Origin of the sequence: Streptomyces sp. G5(2025), from assembly GCF_049542075.1 — a bacterium.
Taxonomy (GTDB): Bacteria; Actinomycetota; Actinomycetes; order Streptomycetales; family Streptomycetaceae; genus Streptomyces.
In genome coordinates, this window is the sequence record NZ_JBMUZT010000006.1 from 2848401 (window position 1) to 2861065 (window position 12665).

Genomic DNA, 12665 nt, shown 5'->3' on the forward strand with positions numbered 1-12665 from the left:
CTCTACGCTCGTAGTCACCCCACCAAAGGACACCGCCCATGCGCCGCGCACTGATCGTCGTAGACGTGCAGAACGACTTCTGCGAGGGCGGCAGCCTCGCGGTGGCCGGTGGCGCGGACGTGGCCGCCGCCATCACCGAGCTGATCGGCCAGGCCCCGGCCTGCTACCGCCACGTGGTGGCCACCAGGGATCACCACGTCGACCCGGGCGCGCACTTCTCGGACCACCCGGACTACGCCGACTCCTGGCCGCCGCACTGCGTGGCGGGCACCGAGGGTGTCGGCTTCCACCCGAACTTCGCCCCGGCCGTCGCGTCCGGCGGCATCGACGCGGTCTTCGACAAGGGCGCCCACTCGGCCGCCTACAGCGGGTTCGAGGGCGTGGACGAGAACGGCGTCTCCCTGGCGCAGTGGCTGCGGGAGCGGGAGATCACGGAGGTGGACGTGGTCGGGATCGCCACGGACCACTGCGTGCGCGCCACCGCTGTGGACGCGGCTCGGGAGGGGTTCCGCACCACTGTCCTGCTGGACCTGACGGCGGGTGTCTCCGAGGCGACCACGGAGCGGGCGTTGGCCGAGTTGCGCTCGGCGGGGGTTGAGCTGACGGGTAAGCCTGTCGTCTGAGCGGCACGGGCCTCCGCCCCGGACCCCGCTCCTCAATCGCCGGAGGGGCTGATTTCTGGCGCCGCTCAACCGCTCAGCGCCGCAACGCCCTGATCGGATGCCAGAGCTCCTCCAGGGCATTGGGTGCCGTCCGCCATATCAGCCCGTCCGGATGGTGCAGCACCGCCGTGACCTCGTCGGGGGTGGGCGGTTCCGCGTTGCCCCGCAGGTACACCGCCCGCAGGCCGAGGTTCCGCAGCCGGGTCAGCGCCCTCGCGCGGTTCGCGGCATGCACGATCATCCTGACCGCGCCGCCCGACTCCACCGGACTGGGCAGGGTCAGCGCCACCACCACGCTGCCGTTCGGCAGCTTGCAGAAACCTCCTGCGGACATGCTCGGTCACTCCCCCGTCAATAAGAAGTACACAGCACGCACCTAAACACGATCGGCCGCCGCCCGCTAGAGGGCGACGGCCGATCATGGCTTGACCTGCGAAAACACTGGTTACTTCGTCGAGGGACCCACCTGGACCGTGATCGTCGAGCCGTCCTTGGGCTGCTTGATGATCTTGATCTTGGTGTTGGTGTCAGTGACCTTGACGCTGCCCGTGGGGTTCGAGGCGTACCAGTAGGTGCCCTTGCGGTCGTCGAAGACCGGGACGCCCTTCTGGGACTTGATCTTCAATGCGACGTCCGCGTTGTGGAGCGTGAACTTGTCCGTCGCGTACTTGCTGAAGGGCGCGTCGAACGGCTGGATCTTGTTGCGCAGGAGCGAGCCGTCCTTCCACTTCAGCGGCTTGGCGTGCGCGTCCACCGGCAGGATCAGGCCCTGGCCGGGGTGCTGGCTGGTGTTGTTGTCCTTCTGGGAGGTGTCCCACTGCCAGACCATCAGACCGGTCTGGTAGGGGTAGTGCTCGACCCAGCTGGGGCGGGACTGTGAGAAGCCGAAGTTGTACGGGCCGACCTTCAGGGTCTTGTCGTACGAGACGTACTGGCGGTTCTCGGCCAGGTAGTACTGGTCGTACTTCTTCGTGAACGACTCCTCGATGCGCGAGAAGCCCTTCGACGACCAGCCGTTGTCGTCGCCCTCGGCGCCGTCCTCCAAGAGCTTGGCGCCGTCCGCGGTGATCGTGAGGGCGTCGGCCGTGAAGCCCTTGCCGCCCGCGCCGCCGTCCGTCGCGTAGCGGAAGCGGAGGTCGATCTTCTTGCCGGCGTAGGCGTCGAGCGGGAAGACCAGCTTCTTGTACGCGCCGGAGACACCGGTCAGCGCGGGCTTGTCACCGGCGTCGCGGGTGATCGGCTTGCCGTCGGCGGTGCCGTCGACCGGCGTGTAGCTGGCGCCGCCGTCCGTGGAGACCTCGGTGTAGAGGTAGTCGTAGTTGGCCTCGATGTCCCACCAGCCCTGGAGCGACAGCTCGGCCTTGGTCTTGCCGGTCAGGTCGACGGAGCGCGTCAGGGTGTTCTTGAGGTCGTCGCCCTGGTTGCTCCACCACTGCTTCGTGCCCTCGGCGGGCTTCACGATCTTGGTGGTGACGGCCTTCTTCGGCAGGTCGACGAGGAGCGCCTGGCGGTGGCGGGTGTTGTACTCCGCGACGCCCAGCTTGTGCTCGGAGGTGGTGGCCGCCTTCGCCTTGGCGTAGTCGAGCCAGCCCAGCTGGAACTTGTCCCAGGCGGTCATGTCGCCCGGCAGGTCGCCGATCGCGTCCTTGCCGGTGCCGAGCCAGGAACCGGCCGACATCAGCGACCAGAAGCCGACCGAGTTCTCGCCCTTGCCCGTGGTGTCGTACAGGTCCGGCAGGCCGAGGTCGTGGCCGTACTCGTGGGCGAAGACGCCGAGGCCGCCGTTCTCCGGCTGCATCGTGTAGTCGCCGACCCAGATGCCCGAGTCGCCGATCTGCGTGCCGCCGGCCTTGTTGTGGCCGGGGCCGGTCCGGCCCGCGTCGTTGCCGTACGCGTACCAGCGGTGCGCCCACAGGGCGTTCTCGCCCTCGGCGCCGCCACCGGCCGACTCGTCCTCGCCCGCGTGGACGATCTGGAAGTGGTCGATGTAGCCGTCGGGCTCGTTGAAGTCGCCGTCGTTGTCGAAGTCGTAGCGGTCCCAGAGGTCGTACTCGGCCAGGTCCGCCTTGATCTGCGCGTCGGTGCGGCCCTGGGCCTTCTGGTCCTTGACCCAGGCCGTCACGCCGTCCTTGACCGCGTCCCAGACGTTGGCGCAGTTGGTGTCGCCGCAGTAGTTCGAGCCGTAACGCGCCTCGTTGTAGTCGACCTTGACCCAGTCGGAGACCGCGCCGTCGACCGAGTAGCGGCCGGAGGAGGTCTTCTCGTAGTAGGTCTTCAGCGAGTGCTTGGTCTTGCCCTTGCTGTCCTTGCCCTCTCCGAAGTACAAGTCCTCGAAGTGCTTGCGGTTGTAATCCGCCTGCCAGGCCGTGCTGTTGTCCTTCGCCCGGTCGGGCTTGGCTATCTTGTTGTGCAGCGGGCCGGGCTTGCCGCCGTACTTCTTGACCGGCTGCTGCGGGCCCTCGGGGCCGTCCGGGTCGTACATGGTCGTGTCGTCGACCTTGTTCCCGAACTCCACCAGGATCGTGAAGACCTTGTCGGTCTTCTCGCGGCCCAGCTCGACGTACTTCTTGTCGTCGAGTTTGACGACCTTGGAGGCACCGCGCTTGTGCACCTTGGCGTCGCCCGCGACGACCTGCTGGAGGGCCGCCTTGCGCTGCTGCGCCTGCTGCTTGCTGAACGGTCCGTCGAGGTCGTGGTCGACGTGCGCCTTGGGGCGCGACGGGTCCTGCCGGTCGACGGCGGGCGCCGCGGCCGGGGCTCCGTCCCCGGGGGCGGCCGTGGCCGTCGTCGCCGAGTACGTCGCGGCGGCCGCGGCCACCGCGACGGCCACGGCCGTGGCTCTGAACGTGCGTGTTCTGGCTGTCACTTGATGAATGTCCTCCCCACGCGCCCGCGCGAATGGCGGACCGAGATCCCGGTCGGAGGAGGTCCGCGCGCGATGTACGCGTCACAAGTGACGACATTCGACCGGAAGTACGGGAGAAAAGACAGTCCTTGACTTGCACAGGCCAAGTGCACTATGCGACCACCGGATCCGTTATCCGGACACGGGGCACTCCTCCACGGAGCCGGCCAACGGGCGCGCCACTCCGTCCACTTGATGGACGCCATGAACCCGTGCGCCCCCTGTGCTGCGGCACCGTGGGTTAGGTCACGCTTACCGACCGTTCCCGTCGGGCATGCAGCGTCATAGAGTGAATCGACGGTGCGTCACCGCGCGAGGCGGCACATCGCAAGTCGCCGCGGCCGAGCGTCCTTTGATTCGTATACAGCCATCTCACTGCCGAGGACGGATCACGTCATGCCTCGTCCCATGCCACGTCCGACCACCGCACAGATCTCCTACGGTTCGGTGACCGTCGTCTTCTCCACCCTCGCCATGCTGCTGCTCTCCCGGACCGCCTCGGGGATCGGTGTCGCGGTGATCGCCGTGGCCGCGCTCGGCCTCGGCTTACTCGTCGCGATGACGGTACCGGCGCCGGAACCGGAGGAGGCGCCCACCGTGACCCCCGCCCCGGAGCGGATCCCTGCCCAGCGCGCCGTGCTCGCCGACTCCGTACGCGAATCCGCACGCGCGTCCGTACGCGAACCGGCGGGCCCGTGAAGCACGGGCCCGCCGGTCGTGGTGCCGCCGCACCAAGCCTTTCGCTCTAGACGCTGACCACCACCGTCTTGGCGGCCTTGTCGTGCAGCCCCTGTCGGTAGGGCTTGTCGAAGAAACTCCAGCCGCCGCAGATCGCCGTCCAGATGCAGGCGCAGCAGAAGGCGAACGGCAGCCAGAGGACGGCCGCGCGGGCGAGCGCGGTCTGCATGCTCGGCGTGGCGCCGTCGTCGAGGTTCGCGACGCGCATCCCCAGCAGCTTCTTGCCGAGCGTCTGCCCCGTCCTGGAGATCATGACGGTGTCGTACGCCATGTAGAGCACGGCGGCCAGCAGGGACTGGCCGAACGACCTGCCGGTGTTCACCTTGTCCGGGTCGACGTCGTACTCGGATGTGTTGAACAGCCAGGACAGCAGCCATACGACGACGCCCACGAGGATCATGTCGATGATGCGGGCGAGGACGCGCTTGCCGCTGTCGGCCAGCGGGGGCATGCCGGCCGGCGGATCCTGCCCGCCGTAGCCGCCCGGGCCGCCACCGCCGTAGGGGTCGCCGCCGCCCCCGCCGTAAGGGCCGCCACCGCCTCCGCCGTAAGGGTTGCCGCTGGCGCCGTAGGGGTCGCCCTCCGAAGGCGGGGGCGGGACTCCGTAGGGCGTGCCGCCGCCGGAACCCGGGGGTGTGTTCCCGTACGGGGCGCCACCGCCCGGCGGCGGGGTGTCGTACGGCGAGCCGCCACCGGACCCGGGGGCGGCCCGCCGGGCGGCTGCTTCTTGAACGGGTCGTCGTCCGGCGGCGGATTCTGCGGCGGTTCGGTGCTCATGGCCCGAGTCGACCGCGACGGCCCCCGCTCCGCATCCGGCGAGCGGCTGACCGGGTTACCCGACGGCGTACGGACGTCCGCTCATCCCGCGACTTGCCCGGCGGCTTGCCCGGCGGCTTGCCCGGCGGCTCACCCGGCGACGAAGGTGTTCGCCGCCTTGTCGTGCCAGCACTGCCGCCACGGCTTGTCGAAGAGGCACCACACCACGCCGACGAGGCCGATCACCAGCAGGCCCGGCACGCTGTAGACCAGCCAGCGCCGCAGGGCCGCTCCGAACGTGGGCGGCTCATGCTCCTCGATGTCGCGCACCTGGATGCCGCACACCTTCTTGCCCAGCGTGCGGCCCCACTTGGCGGTGGGCAGCGCCTCGTACACGACGCCGAAGAGCAGCAGGACGGCGAGGATGATGCCGAGGTAGCCCGCGGTGGTGCCGTCGAGCAGCCAGACCGTGGTCTTCTCCCCCGACAGCTTCGCCGCGTCGATCTTGCTGTCGACGTGGTCGGCGGCCTCGGCGCCGAGCGGCAGGGCCGCGGCCCCGGTGACCGCCGCGAGGACGACGCTGTCGACGAGCCGCGCCACGAGGCGCCTGCCGAGTCCGGCGGGCCGGGCCGAGGCCTGGGCGCGCGCGGCGGCGAGGAACGGGTCCTCGGCCACCGGCTTCCACGGCACGACCGGTTGCCCGTCCCCCTGCCGCGGGACCGGGGCGGCGCCCGCCAGCTGGTGCACCTGCTGGGCCCAGGAGGCCGAACCGCCGCCGGGTCCCGCGGTGACGGGCGCCGACGCACCGCCTTGCTGCGGCACGGTGGGCTGCGGGGCGGCCGGTTGCGGCTGCGGGTTGAGTTGGGGCTGGGGCTGGGCCGCCGGGGGCTGGGCATGAGCCGGGACGGCGGGGGCGGGGGCGGGGGCCGGGGAGGGCGCTTGCTGCGGTACGGAGGCCTGGGCGGGAGTGGTGGGGGCGGTGGGGCCGGGCGCCTGCGGCATGGCGGCCTGGGCGCCCGCCTGCCCCGACGTGGGACGCACGGCGCGGATGGCCATGGTGCCGTCGCTCCCGGCGCCCGCGGCCGCCCCGTCGGCGGGCCGCACCGGGCCCGTCGGGCGGCGGAACGTCACTGTTCCCTCACCGGCGGTCGGCTTGGCCGCGCCCGGCTTGACGGCGCGGATCATGACCGTGCCGGGGTTGCTCTCGTCCTCGGGCGGCTCGGGCGCGGCCCCCGGGGTCTCGGCGCGCGGCGCGGCCTCGCTCGGCACGCGCGGGTCGGCCTGGCCCGGGGCGCCCCACGAGATACGGCGCTCCTGCTCGCCGCCGAGGCCGGACTGCCGGGCGGCGTCGGCGGCCCAGGCGGAGGCGGGCTCGGGGCGGGCGCCGTGCTGGTCCTGGCCGACCGCCGCCGGTTCCTCGTCGAAGAAGTGCGGGCCGGTCTCCTCCACCGGAAGCGCCACGGCGGCGTTCGCGCCCGTGCCGGGCGGTGGCGGGAGGGGTTCGCCGTCGGACGGCGCGGGACGGCTCGTACCGGGCACCCAGGCGGCGCCGTTCCAGTACCGGACATATCCGGGAATGGACGGGTCGGGGTAGTAGCCTTCGCGGGGCCTGTCGTCGCCTGGGGCCGGAGTTGGGGCGCTCATGTCCGTCGTCCCGTATCTGCTCGGGGGTCTTTTGAGGGCTCCACATCTATCAGACCTCCGTGTCCCACCGGGCGGGTCCGTCGCCACGGACCACGATCCGGGCACGCTCCCCACACTTCCCCCGCGAGCTCCACGCCCCCGCCGGTGCCCCTCTTCGAAGCCGCCCGGAGAAAATTTCCCGAACCCGCGTAATGCTCCGGCGAGCACGCGCTCTCCACTCGTACGGGTCCGCTCCAGGGCCCCTTCGAGAAGGGAAACGCACCGACATGCATTCCGTGGTGGAACGCGAACTCGAAATCAAGCTGGTCCTCTCACCGGAACGGGCCGTCGCCGTCCCGGCCCGGCTCACCTACCGCACCGACGATCCCTACGCCGTCCACATCGCCTTCCACATCGGCTCCGAGCACCCCGTGCACTGGACGTTCGCCCGTGAGCTGCTGGTGGAAGGGGTGTTCAGGCCGTGCGGCCACGGTGACGTGCGGGTCTGGCCGACGAAGGTGGACGGCCGTGGCGTCGTCCTGATGGCGCTGAGCTCACCGGACGGCGACGCGCTCCTGGAGGCGCCGGCGTCGGCCGTCTCCGCCTGGCTGGAACGGACCCTGCGGGTGGTCCCTCCGGGCTCTGAGACCGAGCAGCTCGGCATCGACGACGGCCTCGCCGAGCTGCTCGCACCCACCTTCGGCCGTGGCCGCGCGGACGAGCTGTGGCTGCGCGACCCGTGGCCCTCGGACGAGTCGAACGACGGCGAGTGACCGGCTCGCGCGGTCCGAGAGCCTGCCTGTCCGGTCCTCGGAACAGCGTGCCCGGTCCTCAGAACAGCTTGCCCGGGTTGAGGAGGTGGTGCGGGTCGAAGGCGGCCTTGACGGCCCGCTGCATCTCCACGCCCACCGGGCCGATCTCGCGGGCCAGCCACTCCTTCTTGAGGACGCCGACGCCGTGCTCGCCGGTGATGGTGCCGCCGAGTTGCAGACCGAGGGCCATGATCTCGTCGAAGGACTCGCGGGCGCGCCGGGCCTCGTCGGCGTCCGCCGCGTCGAAGCAGACGGTGGGGTGCGTGTTGCCGTCGCCCGCGTGGGCGCAGACGCCGATGGTCAGGCCGTACTTCTCGCCGACGCGCTCGACGCCGTCGAGCATCTCCGCCAGTTTGGAGCGCGGCACGCACACGTCGTCGATCATCGTGGTGCCCTTGACGGCTTCGAGCGCGGTGAGGGACAACCGCCGCGCCTGGAGCAGGAGTTCCGACTCGGCGGCGTCCTCGGCCGGGACGACCTGGGTGGCGCCCGCGGCCTCGCAGAGCGCGCCGACGGCGGCGAGATCGGCCGCGGGGTGCGGGGTGTCGAAGGCGGCGAGCAGGAGGGCCTCGGTGGCCTCGGGCAGCCCCATGTTCGCCAGCGCGTTGACGGCCTTGACGGTCGTACGGTCCATCAGTTCGAGCAGCGACGGGACGTGACCGCCCTCCATGATCTCGCATACGGCGTCGCAGGCGGCCTCGGTCGAGGCGAACTCCGCGGCGAGCACCAGCTGTTGCGGCGGCTTCGGCCTCAGCGCGAGGACGGCGCGGACCACGATGCCGAGGCTGCCCTCGGAGCCGACGAACAACCGCGTGAGGTCGTACCCGGCGACGCCCTTGGCGGTGCGGCGGCCGGTGCTCATGAGCCGCCCGTCGGCGAGGACGACGTCGAGCCCGAGGACGTACTCCGCGGTGACGCCGTACTTCACGCAGCACAGGCCGCCGGAGGCCGTGCCGATGTTCCCGCCGATGGTGCACATCTCCCAACTGGAGGGGTCCGGCGGGTAGTACAGGCCGTGTTCGCCCACCGCGCGGGAGAGCGCGGCGTTGACGACGCCCGGCTCGACGACGGCGATCCGGTCGACGGGGCTGATCTCCAGGATGCGGTCCATCTTGACGAGGGACAGCACGACGCAGCCGTCGCTGGCGTTGGCGGCGCCGGACAGGCCGGTGCGGGCGCCCTGCGGCACCACCGGGACGCGCAGCTCGGTGGCCGTGCGCATGACGTGCTGGACCTGCTCGACGGTGCGGGGCAGGACGACGACGGCGGGGACACCGGCGTCACAGAAGCTCGCCATGTCGTGGGAGTACGCGGACGTGACGTCCGGGTCCGTGAGGACCGCCTCGGCGGGCAGGCCCTCCTGGAGGAGTTCGATGAGGGTGCGGCTCATGATCACAGCGTCGCACCCGGGGCCATCGGTGTGAACCCGTGTGCGACGCCCTTCCCCGTGCCGGGATGTGCTCTTCGTATTGACGCACAGTGAGCGTCATGAAGCGTTACGGGTCCCCTCTGAAGCCCTACAGGTCCCCGCGGAAGCCTTACGGGTCCTCCCGGAAGCCTTACCGGCCCCCGATGAGGTCTTCGGTGCGGCGTGCGCTGATCGTCTCCGTGGCGGGTTCGGTGGTGCTCGGAGCCGCCTATGTGCTGGTGCCGCTGGGCCGCGGGGACGCCTCGCCGCCCGCGCTCGGGCCCGTGGGGCGCGCCCGGGTGGCCGTGGCGGCGGGCAGGCCGGCCGCGCCGGCGGATCTGGCGGCGCTCATCGGGGACCGGGAGGCGCATCTGCGGGCGCACCCGGGGGACGAGCACTCCTGGGCGGTCCTCGGCTCGGCGTATGTGGCGCGGGGCGCGCGCACCGCCGACGTCGCGTACTACCCGAAGGCCGAGCAGGCGCTGCGTACGTCGCTGACGGCGCGGCCCGAGGGCAACCCGGAGGCCCTGACGGGGCTCGCGGCCCTCGCCAACGTCCGGCACGACTTCCGGGCGGCCCGCATGTGGGGCGAGCAGGCGGTGCGGCAGGCGCCGAAGCGGTGGGTGGCCCACTCCGCGCTGATCGACGCCTACACCGGGCTCGGCGACGCCAAGAAGGTCGGCAAGGCCCTGGAGTCCCTCAAGAAGCTGGGCTCGCGTTCGGCCGTGAAGGCGCGCGCCGGGCAGGTCTACCGCGACCGCGGCTGGCGCGAGGACGCCAACGCCGCCCTGACCGACGCGGCGGCGCTCGCCGAGACCCCGGCGGAGAAGGCGGCGTGCCTGCACCGTGTCGGGGAGCTGGCGTGGGAGCGGGGCGAGCCGGCGGTGGCGCTGCGCCACTACGACGCCGCGCTCGCCTCCGATCCCGAGCACCATGCCTCGCTGGCGGGCCGGGGCCGCGCGCTCGCGGCGCTCGGCCGCACGTCGGAGGCGCTGCACGCCTACCGCTCGGCGCTCACCCGGCAGCCGCTGCCCGAGTACGCCCTGGAGCTGGGCGAGCTGTACGAGGCGCTGAAGCTGCGGCCCGCCGCGCGCGCCCAGTACGACGTGCTGCGGGCGCGGGTGCGGGAGGAGAGCGCGGCCGGCGTCAACAACGAACGGGTGCTCGGTCTCTTCGAGGCGGACCACGGTGACCCGGAGGCCGCGGTGGAGCGGCTGGAGGCGGAGTACAAGCGGCACGGCAGTCCGGAGACGGCGGACGCGCTGGGGTGGGCGCTGCACCGCTCCGGGGAGGGCGAGAAGGGCCTGAAGCTCGTCACCAAGGCGATCGAGAAGGGGCCGCGCAGCGCGCTGTTCGCCTACCACCGGGGGGAGATCGAACGGCAGCTGGGCCGGTACGGCGCGGCGCGGCGGCACATCGGGGAGGCCCTGCGCGTCAACCCGTACTTCTCGCCGCTGGCCGTGCCCAGGGCGAAGCGGGCCCTGGCGGCGCTGGGCGAGCCGCCGGAGGGCGGGCCCGAGCAGGTGTACGAGCCGGCCCCGGCGGCACAGGGCCCCGAGCGCCCGCGGCGGACGGAGCCGCGCGGATCGAAGCCCGGCTCCGCGCAGCGCCAGTCCTCGCGGCGTCGGACCACGCCACGCCAGGCCGCGCCCCGCCAGGCCGCGCCCCGCCCCTGGACCTCGCGCCGGGCCGCGCCGAGCAGTCCTCGCCGGTCGTCCCCCGCGGCCCCCGGCCGCGTGCGCACGGCGTCACCCGGTAGCTGAGTTTGGGGCGGGCGGCGGGCCCCACGGCGTCTCCAGGGCGGTCCGCAGGGCGACGACCAGGTCCGCGCCGATGCGTCCGGCGAGCTGCTCCTCGATGCGGGCGAGGGCGGCCTTGGCCAGGCGGTGGACGCGCTCGCCCTCGGCGGTGCGCCTGATCAGGCGCTGCCTGGCGGAGGCGGGGTCCGGGGCCTGTTCGAGGATTCCGGCGGCGACGAGTCCGTGCACGGCCTGGTGGGCGGTCTGCCGGGTGACGCCCATGCGCCGCGCCAGTTCGGAGACCGTGGTGCCCTCGTCGTCCAGGACGGAGCAGAGCTGCACCTGTGTCGGGGAGACCGGGGTCTCGCCCGCGGCCTCCATGGCGGCGAAGAGCCCTTCCTCGCACCAGCGGCGGGCCTCGCCGAGGAGCTGGGGCAGGTCGCGCTGGGTGGACGACATTTTTCCTCACAGATGTGCTCACCGGCTTGCTCACCGGCACCCTCGAATGTCAGGCTACCTGACATCCCTCTCGATCCGACGTTCCGGAGCATTCCATGACCATCGAGTACGCCACGCGCTACCGGCCCGCCTCCCGCATCCCCGCGGACCCGGGCAAGCCCTACTTCATCGAGAAGGGCGAGGGCGACCGCGCCCACCTCTTCGGCGACCTCGTCACCGTCTACGCGGGCGGCGAGCAGACCGAGAACACCTTCAACTTCTTCACCGTGGAGGGGCCCAAGGGCGACCTCATCCCTGCCCACATGCACGCCGACACCCACGAGGTCTTCTACGTCACCCAGGGCGCCGTCCGGCTGTTCGTCGAGGACACCGAGGGCGTCCAGCAGGAGAAGCTGCTCACCCCCGGCGACTTCGGCTTCGTACCGAAGAACTGCACGCATGCCTACCGCATGGAGCGCCACCACAGCCAGGTCGTCGGCGTCGCCGCGGGCCCCGGCGGCACCTTCGAGCGGTTCTTCGAGAACCTCGGCGCACCCACGGAGCAGCACGGCCTGCCGCACCAGCCGCTCATACCCGAGCCCCGCAAGTTCGGGACCGTGCCCCAGGAGTACGACGTGAACTTCCTGCCCGGCCACCAGTGGCGCACCCGGTGACCGGGCCCGCGCTGCGGCAGCTGATCTCCGCGCCCCACCCCGACCGGGCCCCGCTGCCGCCCGCGGCGGTGCGCGAGCCGGGCGTGCGCGAACTGCGCGGTGTGCCCTACCACCAGGCGATGGGCAGCCGCCCCCTGGAACTCGACCTGTGGCTGCCGGGTACCGCCCCGGCGGCCGACCCCGCGCCGCTGGTGCTGTTCGTGCACGGCGGTGCCTGGCTCCAGGGGCGCCGCGACGACATGGGCCTGCGCACCCGGCAGTGGGTTCCGGGACCGTTCGCCCGCATCGCGGCCGCCGGGTTCGCGGTGGCCTGCGTCGACTACCGGCTGAGCGGCGAGGCGGCCTTCCCCGCCCCGCTGGACGACGTACGAACCGCCCTGCGCTGGCTCACCCTGCGCGGCCCGGAACTCGGCGTCGACGCCGGGCGGGCCGTGGTCTGGGGCGAGTCGGCGGGCGGCCACCTCGCCTCGCTCCTCGCGCTGGACGAGCCGGGCCTCGCCGGTGCCGTCATCTGGTACGGGCCGAGCGACCTGACCGCCGCCCGGGGCCCGTTCCGCCCCGAGGACCCCGCCACCCCGGAGGCGCTCCTGCTGGGCGCGGCCCCGGCGGCCGTACCGGAGGCGGCGCGGGCGGCCGGTCCGCTGGCCCGGGCCGGCTCCGGGGCGCCGCCGTTCCTGCTGGTGCACGGGGACGCGGACACGATGGTGGACCACTCCCACAGCGCGTCGCTGGCGGCCGCGCTGGAAGGGGCGGGGGCGTCGGCGGAACTGTGGACGGTCCCCGGCGCGGACCACGGCTGGCACGGCCTCCCCGAAGCCGAGGTCGAGGAGATCTTCACGCGCTCACTGGACTTCGTACGCGCGCGCACGTCGAAGGCCTGAACGCCGACCGCCGGACAGGACCGAGAGAA

General features: G+C 72.3%; 11 protein-coding genes and 1 pseudogene. 6 read left to right on the forward strand and 6 right to left on the reverse strand.

The genetic code is table 11. From position 1 onward, the window contains the following. The first annotated feature begins 38 nt into the window (after positions 1-38). Complete coding sequence (locus ACOBQB_RS23690; RefSeq protein WP_423594142.1) at positions 39-623, forward strand: isochorismatase family protein; 585 nt, start codon at positions 39-41, stop codon at positions 621-623. 73 nt (positions 624-696) lie between these two features. Here ACOBQB_RS23690 and ACOBQB_RS23695 read toward each other — a convergent pair whose 3' ends face one another. Both ACOBQB_RS23695 and ACOBQB_RS23700 read right to left on the reverse strand, forming a co-directional pair. Then, on the reverse strand, positions 697-996 hold the full coding sequence (locus tag ACOBQB_RS23695) for a hypothetical protein (protein ID WP_423594143.1): 300 nt from the start codon (positions 994-996) through the stop codon (positions 697-699). A gap of 111 nt (positions 997-1107) precedes the next feature. Then, positions 1108-3528 carry an immune inhibitor A domain-containing protein gene (locus ACOBQB_RS23700; protein ID WP_423594144.1) on the reverse strand — a complete coding sequence of 807 codons (2421 nt, stop codon included), beginning with the start codon at positions 3526-3528 and terminating at the stop codon, positions 1108-1110. A 447-nt stretch (positions 3529-3975) separates the two neighbouring features. On the opposite strand from ACOBQB_RS23700, the gene ACOBQB_RS23705 reads away from it, so the two are divergent. Next, positions 3976-4266, forward strand: a complete 291-nt coding sequence (locus tag ACOBQB_RS23705) for a hypothetical protein (RefSeq protein ID WP_423594145.1) — start codon at positions 3976-3978, stop codon at positions 4264-4266. Between the two features lie 46 nt (positions 4267-4312). On the opposite strand, the pseudogene ACOBQB_RS23710 reads toward ACOBQB_RS23705, so the two are convergent. Both ACOBQB_RS23710 and ACOBQB_RS23715 read right to left on the reverse strand, forming a co-directional pair. Beyond that, positions 4313-5082: pseudogene (locus ACOBQB_RS23710) on the reverse strand (RDD family protein). Between the two features lie 129 nt (positions 5083-5211). Beyond that, positions 5212-6705, reverse strand: coding sequence for an RDD family protein (locus ACOBQB_RS23715; RefSeq protein ID WP_423594146.1), 1494 nt, complete (start codon positions 6703-6705; stop codon positions 5212-5214). 266 nt (positions 6706-6971) lie between these two features. Here ACOBQB_RS23715 and ACOBQB_RS23720 point away from each other — a divergent pair, with 266 nt between their 5' ends. Continuing rightward, entirely contained in the window at positions 6972-7457 is a 486-nt protein-coding gene (locus ACOBQB_RS23720) for an SsgA family sporulation/cell division regulator (protein WP_423594147.1), read from the forward strand. A gap of 58 nt (positions 7458-7515) precedes the next feature. Here the strand turns inward: ACOBQB_RS23720 and ACOBQB_RS23725 are convergent, their stop codons facing one another. Continuing rightward, complete coding sequence (locus tag ACOBQB_RS23725; RefSeq protein WP_423594148.1) at positions 7516-8886, reverse strand: FAD-binding oxidoreductase; 1371 nt, start codon at positions 8884-8886, stop codon at positions 7516-7518. Positions 8887-9068: 182 nt separating this feature from the next. Between ACOBQB_RS23725 and ACOBQB_RS23730 the strand changes: the two genes are divergently transcribed. Further along, the gene (locus ACOBQB_RS23730; RefSeq protein WP_423594149.1) at positions 9069-10667 is read left to right on the forward strand and encodes a tetratricopeptide repeat protein; all 1599 of its coding nucleotides are present in this window, start codon (positions 9069-9071) and stop codon (positions 10665-10667) included. Here ACOBQB_RS23730 and ACOBQB_RS23735 read toward each other — a convergent pair. Then, positions 10653-11102 carry a MarR family winged helix-turn-helix transcriptional regulator gene (locus ACOBQB_RS23735; protein WP_423594150.1) on the reverse strand — a complete coding sequence of 150 codons (450 nt, stop codon included), beginning with the start codon at positions 11100-11102 and terminating at the stop codon, positions 10653-10655. The genes ACOBQB_RS23730 and ACOBQB_RS23735 overlap by 15 nt on opposite strands. 95 nt (positions 11103-11197) lie before the next feature. Between ACOBQB_RS23735 and ACOBQB_RS23740 the strand changes: the two genes are divergently transcribed. Both ACOBQB_RS23740 and ACOBQB_RS23745 read left to right on the forward strand, forming a co-directional pair. After that, complete coding sequence (locus ACOBQB_RS23740; protein ID WP_423594151.1) at positions 11198-11755, forward strand: quercetin 2,3-dioxygenase; 558 nt, start codon at positions 11198-11200, stop codon at positions 11753-11755. Then, complete coding sequence (locus ACOBQB_RS23745; RefSeq protein ID WP_423594152.1) at positions 11752-12636, forward strand: alpha/beta hydrolase fold domain-containing protein; 885 nt, start codon at positions 11752-11754, stop codon at positions 12634-12636. The genes ACOBQB_RS23740 and ACOBQB_RS23745 overlap by 4 nt, the downstream gene beginning before the upstream one ends. Positions 12637-12665: the final 29 nt, after the last annotated feature.